Source organism: Aeromonas sp. 602658 (assembly GCF_049173005.1).
GTDB classification, from domain to species: Bacteria; Pseudomonadota; Gammaproteobacteria; order Enterobacterales; family Aeromonadaceae; genus Aeromonas; species Aeromonas veronii_A.
Window position 1 is genome coordinate 17,930 of record NZ_JAAKRF010000033.1, and the last position, 20,713, is coordinate 38,642.

Here is a 20,713-nt window from a genome sequence, read left to right on the forward strand (position 1 = left end):
TATGGAGAGATGGTCTGTGCAACCATCACAGCGCCCACCGTTGCCCGGTATCGAAACAAGAAGCCGGGAGGCAGCGGGCGGGCGCAATATAGCCCCATTAGCTACCGATGAAAACGGATATCACAATAACATTTTTTCGTGCCGTGGATAAAAAGCTCCACTGCAACGACTGATATCAATACAAAATGCCGTTAAATAGCGCCAATTGTACAATAAAGCACCACTTTGCTGCCATCTTGTGGCGGTTTAACAAGGTCAAGGTTGATCAAGTGCGGCCGATGACCCGTACCTTAGTCAGACAGCTTCTGACAGGGCAGCCGTTTTCCCTCAAGGTGGCTCTGACGGGCCAGATCCAGCAGCGCCATCACCGCCAGCGCTTCACTTGCTGGCACCGGGTTGCTTTCCTCGCCCTTGATGGCGGCGCAGACACCGCGATAGTAGGCGCCATAATCCCCCGCCTCACCCACCAGGCTCTGCTGCTGTAACTGACCATCGACAATGCGGCTGAGCTGACCTGGTTCGCTATCCATGCCCCAATCCGCCGCCGGCGGCCGCAAGCCCTGCTTGAGCTGCTCTTCCTGCACATCCATACCGAATTTCACGAACGAACTCTGGCTGCCGTGAATGACAAAGCGCGGCATGGAGGCCGAGACCAGACAGCTGCCATGCAGAATAACCCGCAGAGCACCGTAACCCAGCACCACATGGAAGTAGTCGTCCGCCAGTGCGCCGGGGCGCTGCTCGGCCAGATCGGCCTGCAGCCAGTCCGGCTGGCCGAACAGCTGCAATGCCTGATCCAGCACGTGGGGGCCGAGATCGAACCAGAGGCCGGAACCCGGGCCACCCGCTTCGCGCCAGCGCTGGCGCACTTCGGGGCGATAGCGATCGAAGTGGGATTCGAACTGGGCGATCTGCCCCAGCGTCCCCTCGGCAATCAAACGGCGCACGGTGAGAAAATCCCCGTCCCAACGGCGGTTGTGGAAGATGCTGAGCAGTCGCTGCTGCTTTTCGGCCAGTTCGACCAGTGCTTGCGCCTCGGTCAGATCCAGCGCAAAGGGCTTGTCGATCACCACATGTTTGCCTGCCAGCAGCGCCTGGCGGGCCAGAGGAGCATGGGTGTCGTTGGGGGTGGTGATCACCACCAGATCGACGGTCTCATCCCTCAGCACCTCCTCCAGTGAGCCGACCCGGCAGTCGGGCAGATCGGCCTGCACCTTGGCGGCATCGCGGCTTACCACCCAGCTCAGGGACAAGCCCGGGGTGGTGGAGAGGAAGGGGGCGTGGAAGGTCTTGCCTGCAAAGCCATAGCCCACTAGGGCTGCGTTGAGAGTGTGGCTCATCGGGAGTTCTCCGCTGACATCGAGTGAGTGGGGTTGCCATCGCAGGCTCTCTGCCGGATGGCCATTCGTTGTAAAGGCGATACAAACGAGAAGGGGGCCGATGGCCCCCTGAGTGTGCCCATCAGAGCACAGGATTTATTGCAAACACAAGCGGCGACCGCGTCGGGTCATCAGCATCACCAAGGGCGGCAGCAGCAGCCACATATGCAGCGCCAGCTGGCTCAGCGGGTCGTGCATCAGGGCGCCGGTCAGGCCAACCAACGCGCCGGATCCGCTCATCTGGAACAGGCCGAGCAGGGCAGCGGCGGTACCGGCGCAGTGGCCGAACGGTGCCAGCGCCATCCCGGCGGCCGAGCCCAGAATCATGGCAAAGCCGATGCTGGAGAGGAATACCGGCCCCATCATCGCCAGCGGATGTTCGATGTGCATGGCCAGAGTCAGGGTGATGGCCGAGAGCATCAACACCAGCAGGCCGATGCGCAGAGTGCGTCTTGGCCCCACCTTGGCGATAAAGCGTGGTGCCATGAAGCAGGCCAGAATGTTGAGCGCGGCGTTGGCGGTAAACCAGTAGCTAAAGCCGCTCATATCGAGCCCCAGTTTCACCATCAGTTGTACCGGCGCGGCGGTGACATAGGCGAGGATCACCGCCATCGCCAGCATGCACAGCGCCGCGTTGAACAGGAAGCTGGGGGAGCGCAGCACCGGGCTGTAGCGGGACCAGCTGATGAGGGCCCCTTCGCTGCGGGTCTCCTCCGGGCGGGTCTCCGGCATCCGCCACATCAGCCAGCTGCCGACGATAAGCGCATAACCGGCCATAAACCAGAAGTTGGCAGACCAGCCCGCCTTGGCGGTGAGCCAGCCACCGAGCAGGGGCGCCAGCGCAGGAATAAAGCAGATGGCGCCATTGAGATAGGAGATCATCTGGCCGCTCTTTTTCGGGCCATAGCTGTCACGCACTACCGAGAAGGCGGCGACCGAAGTAGCGCAGGCGCCGAAGCCCTGCAGCACCCGGGCCAGCATCAATTCGCCGAGGCTGGCGGCAAAACCGGCCCCCAGCGCGCTCAGGCCATAGAGCAGCACGCCGCCCAGCGCGATGGGCTTGCGACCGTAGCGATCGGCCAGCGGGCCAACAAGCAGTTGCCCCAGCCCCATGCTGAACAGGAACCAGGTGATGGTGCCCTGCATCAGTGTTACTTCGGCGCCCAGCTGCTCGGCCATCTGCGGAATGGCGGGCAGGTAGATGTCGATAGCCAGCGGACTGAACAGCACCAGTAGTACGAGCAAAAGTATCAATGGCATCTGTCACCTCTTTAGTCAGCCAGGTTATTGAATTGGGGCGCGAGTCTACTGACTCACAGTAATGAATAGAAATGGTATTTAATCACTTTGGTTATTCCATTATGGAAACATGTATTAAAAAGCTGGTTATTCGATGGCTTCCAATCACCCGCAACCCCATCACAGCGGGTGTAATTGGCGCTTTTACTAAACGCTTGCGCCGCATAGAATGCGCAGATTATTTTTGCGGAGGTGCTCGATGAACAAGCTTGTCCTGGCAACAGGTAACCAGAAAAAGGTGAAGGAATTGGCCGCCATGCTGGCCGATATGAAGATCCAGGTGATCCCACAGAGCGAGTTTGCGGTCTCCGATGCCGATGAGACCGGCACCACCTTCGTCGAGAATGCCATCATCAAGGCCCGCCACGCCGCCCGCATTACTGGTCTGCCCGCCGTGGCCGATGACTCCGGTCTAGAAGTCGATCTGCTGCAAGGGCGCCCCGGCGTCTACTCCGCCCGCTTTGCCGGTGTGGGTGCCGGTGACAAGGCCAACATCGAGAAGCTGCTCGGCGAGCTGCAAGGTGCCCCCGAGTACCTGAAGAGCGCCCGCTTCTGGTGCGTGCTGGTCTATATGCGCCACGCCGACGATCCCACCCCCATCATCTGTCAGGCGAGCTGGGAAGGGATGATCATCGACGAGCCGCGCGGTCAGCACGGGTTCGGCTATGACCCCGTCTTCTTCGTGCCGGATCACGACTGCACCGCCGCCCAGATGCCCGCCGAGCTGAAAAACCAGCTCAGTCATCGCGGTCAGGCGCTGGCCAAGCTCAAAGCGGCGCTGGCTGCGGCGCACTGAGTTACTTCGCCACCTTGTCGGTTACACACGGTCAATCACACATAGTCATCTACAATGGGGGCCTTGAGCCCCCGTTTTATTGGAAGCCCCATGCTGCAACTGCCGCCGCTCTCTCTCTATATTCATGTGCCCTGGTGCGTCCAGAAGTGCCCTTACTGTGACTTCAACTCCCATGCCCAGAAGGGGGAGTTGCCTCACCTCGAATATGTCGCTGCCCTGCTGGAGGATCTGGCTCAGGATCTGAAGTGGGCACAAGGGCGGCCGCTCTCCTCGATCTTTATCGGCGGCGGCACCCCCAGCCTGCTGACGGTGGAGGCGATGCAAACCTTGCTGGACGGAGTACGGGCCCGCATTGTGCTCACCGCGGATTGCGAGATCACCATGGAGGCCAACCCGGGCACGGTGGAGGCGGACAAGTTTGCCGGTTTCCAGCGCGCCGGCATCAACCGTATCTCCATCGGGGTGCAGAGCTTCCAGCAGGAGAAGCTGACCCGCCTCGGCCGCATTCACGGCCCGGAAGAGGCGCGCAAGGCCGCCGCACTGGCCCATGCCATCAAGTTGCCTACCTTCAATCTGGATCTGATGCACGGTCTGCCGGATCAGAGTCTGGATGACGCCCTTTATGACCTGCAACAGGCTATCGACTGTGCACCACCGCACCTCTCCTGGTATCAGCTCACCATAGAGCCGAATACGGCATTTGCCTCCAAACCACCCAAGCTGCCGGAAGATGACACCCTTTGGGACATCTACGAGCAGGGTCACGCCATGCTCACCGCCAGCGGTTATCGCCAGTACGAGATCTCGGCTTATGCCAAAGAGGGCTACCAGTGCCATCACAACCTCAACTACTGGCGCTTTGGCGACTATCTGGGGATCGGCTGTGGTGCCCACGGCAAGGTGACCGATCTCGCGGATAAGCAGATCCTGCGCACTGCCAAGGTGAAGCATCCGAAAGGGTATCTGGACAAGAGTCGCCCCTATCTGGACGAGCAGTGGCAGGTGACGGCAGACGATCTGCCGCTCGAATACTTTATGAACCGCTTCCGCCTGTTTGAACCGGCCCCCAAGGCGGAGTTCGAGGCCTATACCGGCTTGCCGCTGGAGCGGGTCGAGACAGTGCTCGCCATCGCCCAAAGCAAGGAGCTGATCGAGGATCTGGGGGATAGCTGGCAGCTCACTTCTCTCGGCCATCGCTATCTGAACGTGTTGCTCGAACTGTTTATGGATGAGTGAAAACTGGCTCACGATCTGGCTGCGAAGCCGTGATCAAGGTTCATGCGCTGCTCTTCACCTCGCTGACAGCTTCTCGCAACAGGTCGTGAGGCAGTTTTGGCGAACCGTGTTTCGAGATAACAATCAGGGCGCCCATGGCGCCCTGATTGTTTATGGTCGGTAGAAACCCGCTCAGCAGCAGACGCGGATCATCTGCTGTTGGCCGGGCTCCCACCGCTTGCCAAATTTGGCCTTGCGCTGGTAACTCCCCTTGCCCTTCTTGTTGCGCTCGACCCGGCTGCGAAACAGCGGATCGGAGAGCAGGGCGTGCAGATGGTTATCCTTTATCTCGCCGTGCTGATGGGCATAGTTGCCCCCTTGCGCATCTTCCTCACGGGGGAGGGCGGGTTGGTCGACCCGAATTTTGGCCATGATGGCTCCTCTTCTTTTCTATTGGTGTGTTGATACTTGTGTCTGGATGGCGGTTTTCGCTGCGGGCACCTGTCTAGGCTAGCGCCCAGCAACCGGATGGACTGGCACCGGTTAAAAACGCGGCGATTTTGTCACCAAATCGCCGCCGGAGCAATGCGTCGGCGGCGCCGAGTCAGTCACACTGAGCTAGGCACGCTCAGTCAGGCATGACATGTCAGCCATGAACCGGGTCATGCTGGTCGTGGCTGTGATGCTCGTGATGGGCCGGGGCGCCAGATTCCAGCGTCTCGAGGATGGCGCAGTGCTCCGCCGAGCGAGGGCCGCCGCAGCAGATATTGGAGAGCTCGCGCAGATTGTCGCGAAAGCGGGTCAGTTCGATGATCTTCTGCTCCACCTGGGCCAGCTTGGTGTCGGCCACCGCTTTCACCTCCTGACAGGTGACTTTGGCCTTGTTGGTATCGAGGTCGAGTAGTTCGCCGATATCGGCCAGCGAGAATCCCACCGACTTAGCGCGAATGATGAACTCCAGCCGCCGCTTGTCCTGTTCGCTGTAGAGGCGGTAGCCGGATTCGTTTCGGATCCCCGGTGAGATAAGCCCGTTCTTCTCGTAAAAACGCAGGGTATCTGCCTTGACCCCGCACGCCTTGGCCAGTTCACCGATCCGATACATGCTCTCTCTCCCCTTGAATGTATGCCGCCACAAAAACCGGAATCCACTATCACCCCTTTGCCCATGGATTGCCAGCCAAGGGCATAAAAGGGGCAGATAAACATCTCCTGGCGACCCTTTTTCCCATAAAACACTGAAAGTGCAAACGTTTCGAGAAAATCAAGTGGAAAACGTTTAACGCCGCGCCAAATAAGGATTTGCTGTTTCAAAAAATCCACCACAGGTCACATTTTTTGTGTAGAATACGCGCCCATAACAGAGCGCCGCACCAAGCGGGCATTTCCTAAAACGCTTTTGCCGGATGTCGGGGCGAGAGTGGTTTGCGAAATCCCCCACTTCCATTTATTTGGGGACTCTCTGTGTTGAGCCTCGCCTCCCATGGAATGGTCCCCGTTATGTTGAGGACGATAGTGTGATGGAACAAGCTCGACCCATTCGCCGTGCACTGCTGAGTGTGTCTGACAAAACTGGCATTCTGGAATTTGCCAAGGCACTCAACGAGCGTGGTGTTGCCCTGCTCTCCACGGGCGGTACCGCCAAGCTGCTTGGCGAGGCGGGTCTGCCGGTGACCGAGGTCTCTGACTACACGGGTTTCCCTGAAATGATGGATGGCCGGGTCAAGACCCTGCATCCCAAGGTTCATGGCGGCATCCTCGGCCGTCGGGATCAGGATGACGCCATCATGGCCCAGCACGCTATCTCCCCCATCGACATGGTTGTCGTCAACCTCTACCCCTTTGCTGCTACCGTGGCCAAAGCGGGCTGCACCCTGGCGGATGCGGTCGAGAACATCGACATCGGCGGCCCGACCATGGTGCGTTCTGCGGCTAAAAACCATAAAGATGTCACTATCGTCGTCAAAGCTGCCGACTATGATCGGGTTATTCGCGAAATGGATGCCAATGGCAACAGTCTGAAACTGGCGACCCGTTTCGATCTGGCCATCGCAGCCTTCGAGCACACCGCCGCCTACGACGGCATGATCGCCAACTACTTCGGCATCATGGTGCCCTCTTATGGCGACAACAAGGAGGGTGACGAGGAGTCCCGCTTCCCGCGCACCTTCAACAGCCAGTTCATCAAAAAGCAGGACATGCGTTACGGCGAGAACAGCCATCAGGCAGCCGCCTTCTACGCCGAAGAGCATGCCGCTCCGGGTTCTGTCTCCAGCGCTATCCAGCTGCAGGGCAAGGCGCTCTCCTACAACAACATCGCCGATACCGATGCGGCGCTGGAGTGTGTGAAGGAGTTCGACGAGCCGGCCTGCGTCATCGTCAAGCATGCCAACCCCTGCGGTGTGGCCATCGGTAGCGACCTGCTGAGTGCCTACGATCGCGCTTACCAGACCGACCCCACCTCCGCCTTTGGCGGCATCATCGCCTTCAACCGCGAGCTGGATGGCGCCACTGCCGCTGCCATCGTTGCCCGCCAGTTTGTCGAAGTGATCATCGCCCCGACAGTCAGCCAGGAGGCCCGCGATGCGGTCGCTGCCAAGCAGAACGTGCGTCTGCTCGAATGCGGGCAGTGGACGGCACCGGCGCAAGGCTTTGACCTCAAGCGCGTCAATGGCGGCCTGTTGGTACAGGAGCGGGATCTCGGCATGGTGACTCTGGGTGATCTGACCGTGGTCAGCAAGCGCCAGCCGACCGAGGCCGAGCTGCAAGATCTGCTGTTCTGCTGGAAAGTGGCCAAGTTCGTCAAATCCAACGCCATCGTCTACGCCAAAGATGGCCAGACCATCGGCGTCGGCGCAGGCCAGATGAGCCGTGTTTATTCGGCCAAAATCGCCGGTATCAAGGCGGCGGACGAAGGGCTGACCGTGGCGGGCTCCGTGATGGCCTCCGATGCCTTCTTCCCGTTCCGCGACGGTATCGATGCTGCCGCGCAGGCCGGTATCTCCTGCGTGATCCAGCCGGGTGGCTCGATGCGCGATCAGGAGGTGATCGATGCCGCCGACGAACACGGTATGTGCATGGTGTTCACCAACATGCGCCATTTCCGTCATTGATGGGTCAGGGGCTGCCGATGGCGGCCCTTTTGTTGTCTCTTTTCAACTGACTATTTCCACTGACTGACGGCCCGGGTGGCCGTCCAGTGACCACAAATAGAAGCGAGCGATACGATGAAAGTACTGATCATTGGCAACGGTGGCCGCGAACACGCCCTGGCCTGGAAGGCCAAACACTCTCCACTGGTGCGTCACGTTTTTGTGGCGCCGGGCAATGCGGGCACCCAGCTTGAGCCGGGTGTCGAGAACGTCGCCATTGAGGCGACCGATATCGAAGGGCTGCTGGCCTTTGCCAAAGAGAAGCAGGTCGGCCTTACCATCGTCGGGCCGGAAGCGCCGCTGGTGAAAGGGGTGGTGGATGCCTTCCGCGCCGCCGGTCAGCCGATCTTTGGCCCGACCGCTGCCGCTGCCCAGCTGGAAGGCTCCAAGGCTTTCACCAAGGATTTCCTGGCCCGTCACGCCATCCCGACCGCCGAGTACCAGAACTTCACCGAAGTGGAGCCTGCGCTCGCCTACCTGCGCGAGAAGGGCGCCCCCATCGTCATCAAGGCCGATGGTCTGGCGGCGGGCAAGGGGGTGATTGTCGCCATGACCTTGCAGGAAGCGGAAGACGCGGTGCGCGACATGCTCTCCGGCAATGCCTTTGGCGAAGCGGGCTCCCGGGTGGTGATCGAGGAGTTTCTGGAGGGTGAAGAGGCGAGCTTCATCGTCATGGTCGATGGCGAGCACGTGCTGCCGATGGCCACCAGTCAGGATCACAAGCGGGTTGGCGACGGTGATACCGGCCTCAACACCGGCGGTATGGGGGCTTACTCCCCGGCGCCTGTGGTGACCGCCGAGGTACATCGACGCGTGATGGAGCAGGTGATCATGCCGACCGTGCGCGGCATGGCGGCCGAAGGCAATGTCTACACCGGTTTCCTCTACGCCGGTCTGATGATCGACGGCGCAGGCAATCCCAAGGTGATCGAGTTCAACTGCCGTTTCGGCGATCCCGAGACCCAGCCCATCATGCTGCGGATGCAATCCGATCTGGTGGAGCTCTGTCTGGCCGCTTGCGCAGGCAAGCTGGATCAGAAAGAGGCCATCTATGATCCCCGCGCCGCTATCGGCGTGGTGTTGGCGGCGGGAGGCTATCCCGGCGATTACAGCACCAACCACCCCATCAGCGGCTTGCCGGTGGATGAAGTGGCAGGTGAGAAGGTGTTTCATGCCGGTACCCGTCTGGAGGGCGATACCAGCCTGACCGCTGGCGGCCGCGTGTTGTGCGCAACCGCCCTCGGCCACACTGTGGCAGAAGCTCAGCAGCGTGCCTATCAGCTCGCTGGCCGTATCAAGTGGGATGGCGTCTTCTACCGCAAGGATATCGGCTGGCGCGCCATTGCTCGCGAACAGGAGTAACTGACGCAAGCCATTGGCCAGCTGATCCAGACCCCGCTACGGCGGGGTTTTTTGTCCCTGTTTACCGCTTTCAACCATCCTCATGGTGCACGTCACCTGCGTTCAATCAGTTACCAAGCGCAAACAAGCGCGGTATATCTGTCACTATTTGCCACAAAAAACAGCATTTTTCACAAACGTTTCACCATGAGTCATGGCATCATGCTGGTGATGAATTCTTGTTTGGATTCATAAGTATCCCTAACAATTCGAGCATGTCGTTATATAAGGAAATCCCATGTTGAAAACCGTCCGCCCCCTGCTGCTGCCCCTGATGTTTGGCCTGATGACCCTGCCTGCCGTGGCGGGTGATCTGGAACAGCCGATGAAGAAGATTGGCTTCAACTACAAGCAGGCCGTCAAGGCTGATGATGCGGCCACCATGGAGAAGCACATCAACGAGATGAAGGCCCAGCTGGATGTAGCCAAGCAGAAGAACATGCCGGCCGCCAAGAAAGAGAAATTCCTTGAAGGGATGAATGAGGTACAGACCGAGCTGGACGCCAGCCTGGCCGCACTCAAGGCGGGTGATGAGGCCAAGGCGCGCGAACATCTGGCCAAGGTCAACGACCTGAAGAAGGAGTACCATAAATATGCCAAGCAAAAAGGGTGAGCCCTTTCGCTGGGATCCGCTTGTTCGCCTGACCCACTGGGGCTTGGTGGCGGTCTGCATCGGCAACCTCTGGGTTAACGAAGCGGGCGAGGAGTGGCACGAGTGGCTGGGTTACGGCGCCATTGGGCTGGTCTCCTTGCGTCTGCTTTGGGGGCTTACTTTTGCCCGTGGCTACGCCCGCCTTGGTGCCCTCATCCCCAGCGGTGAGGATTTTCGCCAGCAAGCGCGCGAGATGCGTGAGCGGCAGCCTCCGGCACCGGGTCATCACGGTAGCGGCAAGCTGGCCGTGTGGGCGCTCTGGCTGGTTGTGCTGGCCACCGCTGGCAGCGGCTGGTTTCAAAATACCGAGACGGGATTTGAACTGGGGGCTGACGAGTGGCATGAGTGGTGCGTGGTGGCGCTGCAGGGGCTGATAGGTCTGCACCTGCTGGCCATCGTCTTCACCTCCTGGCGTCAGCGCAGCAATCTGGTTACCCGGATGCTGCCTGCCATCGGGCGTCGCTCGTCCATCCAGAGCGGCAGCAACGAGCAAACCTGAGGCTCAGCATTAGGCTCCTTGTCTCTGAGTGAGGCGCCTGATCCGGACCCTGCCCAGACCCGCCCATGGCGGGTCTTTTCTATGACCTCATCGAGCTTATCACTGGACATTGCCCGATACGTAGATGCAAAAAGGCCGCTCATGATGAGCGGCCTTTTCTAATTTGGTGGCCCCTGGGGGACTTGAACCCACGACCAATCGATTATGAGTCGACTGCTCTGACCAACTGAGCTAAGGGGCCAAATTGTGCGTTTAGCGGCGTGGATTATAGGGGAAGAGGAAAGGGCAGTCTATAGGCATATCAACCACTTGGCGACTAATTGTCCAGCTTGATTGAGGGCGAAAAGAGGGTTGCAAGGGTAAATGCCAGACAAAACAAAGCCCCGCATGGCGGGGCTTTGGCAGAGCAGTTTGACACAGGGTCAGGACTATTCGTCCAGGAAGCTGCGCAGCACTTCCGAGCGGCTCGGGTGGCGCAGTTTGCGCAGGGCCTTGGCTTCAATCTGACGAATACGCTCACGGGTAACGTCGAACTGCTTGCCCACTTCCTCGAGGGTGTGGTCAGTGTTCATGTCGATACCGAAACGCATCCGCAGCACCTTGGCTTCGCGGGCGGTCAGGCCAGCCAGCACTTCGCGGGTAGCGTTGCGCAGGCTTTCGCTGGTCGCCGCATCCGCTGGCAGAGCCAGAGTGGTATCTTCGATGAAGTCGCCCAAGTGGGAGTCTTCATCATCACCGATGGGCGTCTCCATGGAGATAGGCTCTTTGGCGATTTTCAGTACCTTGCGGATCTTGTCTTCCGGCATGCCCATGCGCATGGCCAGCTCTTCCGGGTTCGGTTCACGACCCATCTCCTGCAGCATCTGACGGGAGATACGGTTGAGCTTGTTGATGGTCTCGATCATGTGTACCGGGATTCGGATGGTGCGGGCCTGATCCGCGATGGAGCGGGTAATGGCCTGACGGATCCACCAGGTTGCATAGGTCGAGAACTTGTAGCCACGACGGTATTCAAACTTGTCTACCGCCTTCATCAGACCGATGTTGCCCTCCTGGATCAGATCCAGGAACTGCAGACCGCGGTTGGTGTACTTCTTGGCGATAGAGATAACCAGACGCAAGTTGGCCTCAACCATCTCTTTCTTCGCACGGCGGGCCTTGGCCTCACCGATGCTCATGCGACGGTTGATATCCTTGATCTGGGCAATCGACAGACCGGTTTCTTCTTCAATCTGCTGCAGCTTGCCGATGGCGCGCTGAATATCCTCGTCCATTTCAACCAGACGGGGAGACCAGGCTTTGCCAGCCTGCTTCTGGTATTCGAACCAGGCAGTTTCACACTCGTTGTTGGTGAAGGCCGCGACGAAGGTTTTCTTCGGCATCTTGGCCTGCTCAACGCAGAGCTTCATGATGATGCGTTCCTGCACGCGGACGCGCTCCATCATTTCACGCATGTTGTTGACCAGGCGATCGAACTGCTTGGGCATCAGGCGGAATTGACGGAATACATCGGCCAGCTGGGCGATGGCGGCCTGGGTATCTTCGTGCGCGCGACCATTCTTCTGAATGGATAGGCGGGTCACTTCATACTGGGCACGCAGTTCACCAAACTTCTCGCGAGCGACTTCCGGATCCGGACCACCGTCACCGTCGTCGTCAGAGCTGTCGCCATCTTCGTCTTCGTCTTCTTCGTCTTCTTCATCTTCGTCGGCCAGATCGTCTTCGCCGAGCTCGGAACCGATATGCGTGGCGGTAGGCGCCATATCTTCAGTTTCGTTCGGGTCAATAAAGCCAGAGATAATGTCAGAGAGACGCAGCTGCTCGGCTTCGTACTTGTCGTACTGTTCGAGCAGGTAAGTAATTGCTTCAGGGTACTCGGCTACGGAGCTTTGTACCTGGTTGATACCGTCTTCGATCCGCTTGGCGATGTCGATTTCGCCTTCACGGGTCAGCAGTTCGACGGTACCCATTTCCCGCATGTACATGCGGACGGGATCGGTCGTGCGACCAATCTCAGATTCAACAGATGCCAGAGCCTGGGCCGCTGCTTCGGCAGCGTCCTCATCGGCGGTACCACCTTCAGCCATGATAAGGTCATCGGCATCCGGAGCGTTTTCAACCACTTGAATGCCCATATCGTTGATCATCTGAATGATGTCTTCGATCTGGTCTGAATCGACAATGTCTTGCGGGAGGTGATCGTTCACCTCGGCATAGGTCAGGTAGCCCTGTTCTTTACCTTTGGCAACGAGGAGTTTAAGCTGAGACTGCGGGGTTTGCTCCATAGAACTCATCCGGTTGGTGTTGCTAGGTTGCGCGTACAGTGCGCTGCTGCGCAAATAGCCAATTCTAATAGAAAACCGCCAGACATGCTATGCCTGGTTGCGGCGTCGGTCATGAGAAACCCCTGCCCGCAGTATTGTCGGGGCCAGGCGGTTATAAAAATTTTGCTTTTCATCCCGTCGATTCGGGCAACGTTATTCATATTGGGACTATTCACTCAAATATCAAGCCCCACACTCATTTCTTTTCTCAGTCTTCATCTCCCTGAGTAGCATCATTAACTCCTGCATCTCCGCTTGGCTTGGTCTTTCCTTGTTTTGTAACTCTTCTATACGCTGATTCAAAACCTGACTGGTAAAGCCAAAGAAAGTGTCTTCCAGTTCCCTCTGAATGTCCGGAGCTTGATCCGGATTGATCTCTTCAAATGGGTAATACATTGCCAGTTGTGCGAGGATCTCTCCCTCCTTGGTACCGCGCCAATGTTCCAGCAGGATACCTGTGGTAATACCGGGCTGTGCCAGGATCTGCTGGTGCAGTTGCAGCAGGAACTTGATGCCCTGTACGCGCAGTCCGGCCAATTCCGGCATGGAGGGCAGTTTGGCTGCTACCGCCGGATATTGCACCATCAGCGCCAGCGCCCGCCGCAGTGGAGTCAACTTGATCGCTTTTGGTTTGTTGACCTCGGCCTTGGGCTGACTGTTGCGGGCAAAGAGCTCGGCGATGCGCTGCTTGTTCTCGCCCCAGCGCATCATGCTGGAGAGGCGGGTGATCAACCCTTCGCGGGTAAAGCCTTCCGGTACGCGGCGGATGAGTTCAGCAGCCTCATGAGCTATCTCATGCTTGCCTGCTTCACCTAGTAGTATTGCGTCCCGCCTTAGGCGCTGGAACATGAAGTCGGCGAACGGCTGGGCTTCATCGAGCAGAGCTTCGAAGCCCTCCTTGCCAATCTTGCGTACCAGCGAGTCGGGATCCTCGCCATCGGGCAGAAACACGAACTTCAGCTCGCGGCCATCCTGCAGATGAGGGAGGGCATTATCCAGCGCGCGCCAGGCGGCTTCACGACCGGCGTTGTCGCCGTCGTAGCAGCAGACCACCTCGGCGGTGGTGCGAAACAGGGTGTGGATATGGTCGCTGGTTGTTGCAGTACCCAGCGCCGCCACCGCATAGTCGATGTCGTACTGACCGAGTGCCACCACATCCATGTAGCCTTCCACCACCAGGATCCGGCGTGGATCCTTGTGTGCCTGCTTCACCTCGTAGAGACCGAACAGCTCCCGCCCTTTATGGAAGATGGGGGTCTCCGGCGAGTTCAGGTACTTGGGGGTGCCATCACCCAGTACTCGGCCACCGAAGCCGATGACCCGGCCACGCTTGTCGCGGATCGGAAACATGATGCGATCACGAAAGCGATCGTAGCTGCTCCCACCATTTTCACGAGTGATCAGCATGCCGCCCGAGATAAGCAACTGCTCGTGATCCCGGCTGGCACCGAAGCGGCGGCGCACCTGATCCCAGTCGCTGGGGGCGTAGCCGATATTGAAGCGTTTGACCACTTCACCGGTCAGACCGCGGCCTTTGAGATACTCCACCGCATGGGGAGCACTCTTGAGATTGCTCTCGTAGAAGCGGGCGATCTGGTTCATCAGTTCGAACAGATCCTTGCTGACAGCGGGCTGGCTATTGGCCGAGTTGCCGATACTCTGCTCGCGAGGCACCTGCATGCCCTGCATGCTGGCGAGCTCTTCGATGGCATCGGGAAATTCGAGACCGTCGTACTCCATGACAAAGCCGATGGCGTTGCCGTGGGCGCCACAACCGAAACAGTGGTAGAACTGCTTCTCCTGGCTGACGGTAAAAGAGGGGCTTTTTTCGTTATGAAAAGGGCAGCAAGCCTGGTAGTTCTTACCGGCTTTTTTCAGCCGCACTCGCGAGTCGATCAGCTCGACTATGTCTGTGCGTACGAGCAGATCGTCGATAAAGGATTGGGGGATCCTGCCTGCCATAACCGTCCTGTTTCATTGCGGAGAAAATAAAAAAGCCGCGCATTCCAAGGGAAGCACGGCTTCTTCGACCAAACAAGAGAGTTGCCTGTTACGCCAAGCGGGTTTTCACCTGAGCACTGACGGCGCCGACATCGGCACGCCCCTGAATTTTCGGCTTCAAGACAGCCATGACCTTGCCCATATCAGCCATGACGGCAGCACCACTTTCAGTGATGGCTTGCTCGATCAGGGCGGCAACTTCATCTGCGGTCAGCTGTTGCGGCAGGAATTCCTGCAACACAACGATCTCGGCGGACTCTTTGTCGGCGAGATCCTGGCGACCGGCAGCTTCAAATTGGCTGATGGAATCGCGGCGCTGTTTGACCATTTTGGTCACGACAGCGAGGATATCCTCATCATTCAGCTCGATACGGGTATCGACTTCACGTTGCTTGATTTCTGCCATCAACAAGCGGATCGCTCCCAGACGTGCCTTATCTTTGGCAAGCATGGCGAGCTTTTGCTGATCCTTGAGTTGATCCTTCAGAGACACGGCAATATCTCCCGATTAGTACAGGCGGATACGACGTGCGTTTTCGCGAGACAGCTTCTTGGCGTGACGCTTGACAGCAGACGCTTTGGCGCGCTTACGAATGGTAGTCGGCTTCTCGTAGAACTCACGGCTACGAACTTCGGACAGGATACCGGCTTTTTCGCAAGAACGCTTGAAACGACGCAGAGCAACGTCAAACGGCTCATTTTCACGGACTTTGATTACTGGCATGTGCCTTTCACCTCAGTGATAAATTGTTAGCTGACCTTCAATCGATCAGCATGTCTTAAAATGGTGCGAAATTATACTCTGGACAGGGAATGAAAGTAAACCCGCAGAGATCGCTCTGGTTTAAAAAACCCGCGAAGGTTACCATAGCCGTCTCATTTTAGCAGTGAAATTTTTTAGCAATGCGTGTATTGGGCATAGAGACATCCTGTGACGAAACCGGGATCGCGATCTTCGACGATCAAAAAGGGATCCTTTCCCATCAGTTATACAGCCAGGTCAAGCTGCATGCGGACTACGGTGGCGTTGTCCCCGAGCTCGCCAGTCGGGATCATGTTCGCAAGACGATCCCGTTGATCCAGGCCGCATTGCAAGAGGCGGGACTGGGCAAAGATGACATCGACGGCATCGCGTATACCGCGGGTCCGGGTCTGGTTGGCGCCATTCTGGTGGGGGCGACCATTGGCCGCTCGCTGGCGATGGCGTGGAACAAGCCGGCTATCGCCGTCCACCATATGGAAGGGCACCTGCTGGCTCCCATGCTGGAAGAGAAAGCCCCCGAGTTCCCCTTCGTGGCGCTGCTGGTCTCAGGTGGTCACTCCATGCTGGTGCGGGTTGACGGCATCGGCAGCTATCAGCTGTTGGGGGAATCCATCGACGATGCCGCTGGCGAAGCGTTCGACAAGACCGCCAAGCTGATGGGGCTGGATTATCCGGGTGGCCCGCTGCTCTCCCGTCTGGCCGAGAAGGGCACCACCGGACGCTTCCACTTCCCCCGTCCGATGACTGACCGACCTGGGCTCGACATGAGCTTCTCCGGTCTCAAGACCTTTGCTGCCAACACCATCGCCGCCAATGGTGATGATGAGCAGACTCGCGCCGATATCGCTCGGGCGTTTGAAGATGCGGTGGTCGATACCTTGGCCATCAAGTGCCGTCGTGCCTTGAAAGAGACCGGTCTTAAGCGTCTGGTGGTCGCCGGTGGTGTCAGTGCCAACCGTCATCTGCGTGCCCAGCTGGCAGAATTGATGGAGAGCCTCAAGGGTGAGGTGTTCTATCCGCGCACCGAATATTGCACCGATAATGGCGCCATGATCGCCTATGCCGGTATGCAACGCCTGAAAGCGGGCGTGTTCGAACCGCTGGCGGTCAAAGCCGTGCCGCGTTGGCCGCTGGATACCCTGGATCCGGTCTGATCCAAAGGATCCCGCCTTCTGGCGTGGTGGTGAGTACCATGGTGGCCTACTGCTCCTGCAATCCGGCAGCGGTGGTTATAGCGCCGTTGGCACGCTGTTGTGGTGTCTGCTGTCGCCGTGGTTGAGCCACCCGGATAAGAGGTCAGGTCTCTTGCTGGCAGACAGCCAAGCACAGAGTAAAGAGATAAAAAAATCCCCGCCAACTGGCGGGGATTTTTGTTTGGTAATCGGCAGGCGATAGGATTACAGCAGGATGCCGCCGAAGAAGAAGCCCAGCGCCACGGCGATGGCGATGGTGGCGGTGCCCGGTACGAAGAAGGGGTGATTGAAGACCGCCTTACCGATACGGGTGGAGCCGGTGTCGTCCATCTCTACCGCGGCCAGCAGGGTCGGGTAGGTCGGCAGTACGAACAGGGCGCTCACGGCTGCGAAAGAGGCAATCGCAGTCAGCGGGCTGACACCCAGTGCCAGTGCGGCAGGCATCAGGGCCTTGGTGGTGGCGCCTTGTGAATAGAGCAGCATGGCAGCGAAGAACAGCACCACGGCCAGCAGCCAGGAGTACTGGTTCAGCAGGTCGCCAGCGATCAGCTGGATGGTGTCCATGTTGCCTTTCACGAAGACGTTACCCAGCCAGGCGACACCCAGTACGCAGATACAGGCGGACATACCGGACTTGAAGGTCGGCATGTTGGTGACCTGGGTGGCGTCTAGTTTGCACACCAGGGTCATGATGGTGGCCGCGGCCAGCATGATGCCCATGATGGCGCCGTCACGGGGGATCGGCGGGTTGGTGATCAGGCCCACTTTACCGGAGATGGCAGTGGCATAAGCCATGACAGCAACGATGGCGGCGATGAAGATCCAGACCGACAGCTTGGCGTACGGTTTGATCTCGAGCTTGGTAGTACCACGCAGTTTGATCAGCCCCTTGGCTTTACGCTCCAGATAGACTTCGTCCTGCTCCAGCGGCTTGCCCATCATGTTGGCAATGAAGGCGCCCAGGATACAGGCCAGGAAGGTAGAGGGGATGCAGATGGCCAGCAGGGTCAGATAATCAACACCAAACGGCTCGAGCATGCCGGAGAAGGCAACCACAGCGGCAGAGATCGGGGAAGCTGTGATGGCGATTTGGGAGGCGACAACCGCGATGGAGAGCGGACGGGATGGGCGGATCCCTTGCTCTTTGGCCACTTCAGCGATCACCGGCAGGGTGGAGAAGGCGGTATGACCGGTACCGGCCAGCATGGTCATCAGGTAGGTGACCACCGGGGCGGCGAAGGTGATGTATTTGGGGTTCTTGCGCAGCGCTTTTTCTGCTAGGAAGACCAGATAGTCCATCCCGCCAGCCAGTTGCATACAGGCGATGGCGCAGATGACGGACGCGATGATCATGATCACATCCCAAGGGATGTAGCTGACCAGTTGATCGCTCGGGATGGGCATGCCCAGACCCCACGTCAATACCAGTACCCCCAGACCACCGGCAAAGCCGATGCCGATGCTGCCTATCCGGGCCCCCAGATAGATAGCGGCGAGCACGACAAGTAACTCGATTCCAATCATAGCGATAACTCCATTTTTTAGTTTTTTGGTTTTTATTTGGCAAAAAGCCAATTCCCGATCGGGCTGGGGATAAAGACCAATCGGGAACTGACTTTATGGGCCGGGAAGATCCCGGCCCACACTCGCTTATACGGCAGCTTCGCGGGTGAAACGCTTGGCTTTGTATTGCGGGTTCATCAGGTTCTCGATGGAGAGAATTTCGTCCAGCTGCTCGGCGCTCAGCAGACCGCGCTCAAGAACGACTTCACGGACGTTCTTGCCGGTCTGGGCACAGATCTTGCCGACGATATCCCCTTCGTGGTGGCCGATGAAGGGGTTCAGGTAGGTCACGATACCGATGGAGTTCAGCACGTGATTCATGCAGATTTCCGGGTTGGCGGTGATACCTTCCACGCACTTCTCGCGCAGGGAAATACAGGCTTTTTCCATCAGGCTCAGGGATTCGAACATCGCCTGACCAATCACCGGCTCCATGACGTTCAGCTGCAGCTGACCGGCTTCGGCGGCGAAGGTGATGGTGATGTCGTTACCGAATACCTTGAAGCAGGATTGGTTGACCACTTCCGGGATAACCGGGTTGACCTTGGCCGGCATGATGGAGGAACCGGCCTGCATTTCCGGCAGGTTGATCTCTTTCAGTGCAGTGCGCGGGCCGGAGGAAAGCAGACGCAGGTCGTTACAGATCTTGGACAGCTTCATGGCCAGACGCTTGATGGCGCCGTGCAGCATGACGTAGGCGCCACAGTCGGAGGTCGCTTCGATCAGGTCTTCTGCCGGCACATAGGCACGACCGGTGATCTCGGCCAGACGCTTGATAGCCAGTGCAGAGTACTCGGGCGGAGTGTTCAGACCGGTACCGATGGCGGTCGCCCCCAGGTTCACTTCCAGCAGCAGCTCCTGGCAACGCTTGATGGATTTGATCTCTTCGCGCAGGGTGACGGCGAAGGCGTGGAACTCTTGACCCAGGGTCATCGGAACCGCATCTTGCAGCTGGGTACGGCCCATCTTCAGGATCTTCTTGAATTCTTCTGCTTTGGCATCAAAAGCGGCAATCAGTGCTTCCAGAGCATGCAGAGTCACGTCAGTGCTGTTGACCACAGCAACGCGGAAACCGGTCGGGTAAGCATCGTTGGTGGACTGGCACTTGTTGACGTGGTCGTTCGGGTTGATGACGTCGTAACGGCCTTTCTCCAGACCCATGATTTCCAAGGCGATGTTGGCCAGTACTTCGTTAGTGTTCATGTTGACGGAGGTGCCGGCGCCTCCCTGGTAAACGTCGACCGGGAACTGGTCGAAGCATTTGCCTGTGTTCAGCATCAGGTCGCAGGCTTCTACGATCTTGTCAGCAATTTCAGGACGGATGGTACCGAGCTCGCCGTTTGCCAGTGCAGCAGCTTTCTTGGTCAGCACCATACCGCGGACAAATTCCGGAACGTCAGAAATCTTCTGAGAGCTGATCTTGAAGTTCTCGACAGCGCGCAGGGTGTGCACACCGTAGTAGAGATCATTGGAAACTTCTTTGGTGCCCAGCAGGTCTTCTTCAATGCGGACGTTCTTGATGTCGCTCATTGTAATGCCTCAGAAATCAGATAAATGGAAAAATCCTCACCGAGTGGTCGCGAGTTCCTTGCGCACAGCTCATCCTGAAGCACCACACATCGAGTGGGGCGGTAGGGAGAGTGACCTCCCGAAAAACTAATCAATATACTACTCCAATTGAGGTATCGGTTATTAGAGGTGGATCACTAAATTTGCGACATTTTCAAATTACTTTGAGGAAAGTACACATATGTTATGAAGTTTTTATCGTGATGATTTTTATATATTTTTGTGACTTTTTGCTGGTTTTTTAGATTGCTGATGACGTAGGAGTCAGTTGACCAACTTGAAAAAGGGGGGACGGCCCCCATTTATTCAGGGCAGAAAGTGGTGATGACGGGGCGGCAAAATCGCCTCCGGCCATCGTTGGATGGGCGCCACTTTTTCTCAATTTACCGGTGCTGGAGTGGATATGGGCAAGTTGTTTTTGTTGTTGGTGGGTCTGGTTGTGCTGGAGCTCACCGTGATGATCGAGGTCGGCTCGGTAATCGGGGCGCTGCCGACTGTCGGCTTGCTCATACTGACTGCGGTATTGGGCTCCTCGCTGGTGCGCAGTGAAGGGATCAAGACCCTGTTCAGCGCCCAGCAAAAGATGCAGATGGGCGAGATGCCGGGCCGCGAGGTGATGGGGGGCATGATGCTGGCGTTGGCGGGCCTGCTGCTGATTATCCCGGGTTTCGTGACCGACATTTTCGGTGTGCTGTTGCTGCAACCCTGGCTGCGCAACAAACTGGCTGACAAGCTGATCGGCAGCAGCCAGTTCCGGATGCAGATGGGCGGTTTCCAGCGTACTCAATCGCCGTTTGGCAACGCACCGTCCGATGATCATCTGGGGAACGCCAAGCAGGGCGGCACCACCATCGAAGGCGAATTTGAGCGCAAAGAGTGAGCGTAAAGAGTAATCGACGAAACGAAAACC

Annotated in this window: 18 protein-coding genes and 1 tRNA gene; 8 read left to right on the forward strand and 11 right to left on the reverse strand. The window is 58.0% G+C overall.

Features of this window, described 5'->3' with window-relative positions:
• Positions 1–290 precede the first annotated feature (290 nt).
• Together G5253_RS17150 and G5253_RS17155 are read right to left on the reverse strand one after the other, a co-directional pair.
• Positions 291–1,340, reverse strand: coding sequence for an oxidoreductase (locus tag G5253_RS17150; protein ID WP_421203834.1), 1,050 nt, complete (start codon positions 1,338–1,340; stop codon positions 291–293).
• A 135-nt stretch (positions 1,341–1,475) separates the two neighbouring features.
• On the reverse strand, positions 1,476–2,639 hold the full coding sequence (locus G5253_RS17155) for a multidrug effflux MFS transporter (RefSeq protein WP_005340537.1): 1,164 nt from the start codon (positions 2,637–2,639) through the stop codon (positions 1,476–1,478).
• A 238-nt stretch (positions 2,640–2,877) separates the two neighbouring features.
• Here G5253_RS17155 and rdgB point away from each other — a divergent pair, with 238 nt between their 5' ends.
• Positions 2,878–3,474, forward strand: a complete 597-nt coding sequence (rdgB, locus tag G5253_RS17160) for an RdgB/HAM1 family non-canonical purine NTP pyrophosphatase (protein ID WP_005340539.1) — start codon at positions 2,878–2,880, stop codon at positions 3,472–3,474.
• Between the two features lie 90 nt (positions 3,475–3,564).
• Positions 3,565–4,710 (forward strand): radical SAM family heme chaperone HemW, encoded by a 1,146-nt coding sequence (gene hemW, locus G5253_RS17165; RefSeq protein ID WP_421203836.1) that lies wholly within the window; start codon positions 3,565–3,567, stop codon positions 4,708–4,710.
• A gap of 171 nt (positions 4,711–4,881) precedes the next feature.
• Here the strand turns inward: hemW and G5253_RS17170 are convergent, their stop codons facing one another.
• Positions 4,882–5,121, reverse strand: a complete 240-nt coding sequence (locus G5253_RS17170; protein WP_421203838.1) for an alternative ribosome-rescue factor A — start codon at positions 5,119–5,121, stop codon at positions 4,882–4,884.
• Between the two features lie 214 nt (positions 5,122–5,335).
• Positions 5,336–5,791 (reverse strand): Zn(2+)-responsive transcriptional regulator, encoded by a 456-nt coding sequence (gene zntR / locus G5253_RS17175; protein WP_005341244.1) that lies wholly within the window; start codon positions 5,789–5,791, stop codon positions 5,336–5,338.
• Positions 5,792–6,206: 415 nt separating this feature from the next.
• Between zntR and purH the strand changes: the two genes are divergently transcribed.
• The 4 genes from purH to G5253_RS17195 all read left to right on the forward strand — a co-directional run bounded on the left by purH (position 6,207) and on the right by G5253_RS17195 (position 10,390).
• Positions 6,207–7,799, forward strand: coding sequence for a bifunctional phosphoribosylaminoimidazolecarboxamide formyltransferase/IMP cyclohydrolase (purH, locus tag G5253_RS17180; protein WP_421203841.1), 1,593 nt, complete (start codon positions 6,207–6,209; stop codon positions 7,797–7,799).
• 114 nt (positions 7,800–7,913) lie between these two features.
• On the forward strand, positions 7,914–9,200 hold the full coding sequence (gene purD, locus G5253_RS17185) for a phosphoribosylamine--glycine ligase (protein WP_005341242.1): 1,287 nt from the start codon (positions 7,914–7,916) through the stop codon (positions 9,198–9,200).
• Positions 9,201–9,477: 277 nt separating this feature from the next.
• Entirely contained in the window at positions 9,478–9,852 is a 375-nt protein-coding gene (locus G5253_RS17190; protein WP_005349056.1) for a cytochrome b562, read from the forward strand.
• Positions 9,833–10,390, forward strand: a complete 558-nt coding sequence (locus G5253_RS17195; RefSeq protein ID WP_101531414.1) for a cytochrome b/b6 domain-containing protein — start codon at positions 9,833–9,835, stop codon at positions 10,388–10,390. The genes G5253_RS17190 and G5253_RS17195 overlap by 20 nt, the downstream gene beginning before the upstream one ends.
• 164 nt (positions 10,391–10,554) lie before the next feature.
• On the opposite strand, the gene G5253_RS17200 is transcribed toward G5253_RS17195, so the two are convergent.
• From G5253_RS17200 to rpsU, 5 genes are all read right to left on the reverse strand, one after another.
• Positions 10,555–10,631, reverse strand: a tRNA-Ile gene (locus G5253_RS17200).
• A 187-nt stretch (positions 10,632–10,818) separates the two neighbouring features.
• Positions 10,819–12,714 carry an RNA polymerase sigma factor RpoD gene (gene rpoD, locus G5253_RS17205; RefSeq protein ID WP_263718854.1) on the reverse strand — a complete coding sequence of 632 codons (1,896 nt, stop codon included), beginning with the start codon at positions 12,712–12,714 and terminating at the stop codon, positions 10,819–10,821.
• Positions 12,715–12,897: 183 nt separating this feature from the next.
• Positions 12,898–14,676: a DNA primase gene (gene dnaG / locus G5253_RS17210; RefSeq protein WP_421203843.1), complete on the reverse strand. Its 1,779-nt coding sequence runs from the start codon at positions 14,674–14,676 to the stop codon at positions 12,898–12,900.
• A gap of 88 nt (positions 14,677–14,764) precedes the next feature.
• On the reverse strand, positions 14,765–15,208 hold the full coding sequence (locus G5253_RS17215) for a GatB/YqeY domain-containing protein (protein ID WP_421203845.1): 444 nt from the start codon (positions 15,206–15,208) through the stop codon (positions 14,765–14,767).
• A gap of 15 nt (positions 15,209–15,223) precedes the next feature.
• Positions 15,224–15,439, reverse strand: coding sequence for a 30S ribosomal protein S21 (gene rpsU / locus G5253_RS17220; RefSeq protein WP_005309452.1), 216 nt, complete (start codon positions 15,437–15,439; stop codon positions 15,224–15,226).
• Positions 15,440–15,618: 179 nt separating this feature from the next.
• Between rpsU and tsaD the strand changes: the two genes are divergently transcribed.
• The gene (gene tsaD / locus G5253_RS17225) at positions 15,619–16,632 is read left to right on the forward strand and encodes a tRNA (adenosine(37)-N6)-threonylcarbamoyltransferase complex transferase subunit TsaD (RefSeq protein ID WP_108572294.1); all 1,014 of its coding nucleotides are present in this window, start codon (positions 15,619–15,621) and stop codon (positions 16,630–16,632) included.
• A 243-nt stretch (positions 16,633–16,875) separates the two neighbouring features.
• Here the strand turns inward: tsaD and G5253_RS17230 are convergent, their stop codons facing one another.
• Complete coding sequence (locus G5253_RS17230; RefSeq protein WP_021229055.1) at positions 16,876–18,195, reverse strand: anaerobic C4-dicarboxylate transporter; 1,320 nt, start codon at positions 18,193–18,195, stop codon at positions 16,876–16,878.
• 126 nt (positions 18,196–18,321) lie between these two features.
• On the reverse strand, positions 18,322–19,764 hold the full coding sequence (aspA, locus tag G5253_RS17235) for an aspartate ammonia-lyase (RefSeq protein WP_005341227.1): 1,443 nt from the start codon (positions 19,762–19,764) through the stop codon (positions 18,322–18,324).
• Between the two features lie 442 nt (positions 19,765–20,206).
• On the opposite strand from aspA, the gene G5253_RS17240 reads away from it, so the two are divergent.
• Positions 20,207–20,683 (forward strand): FxsA family protein, encoded by a 477-nt coding sequence (locus tag G5253_RS17240; RefSeq protein WP_005340570.1) that lies wholly within the window; start codon positions 20,207–20,209, stop codon positions 20,681–20,683.
• The last annotated feature ends 30 nt before the right edge of the window (positions 20,684–20,713 follow it).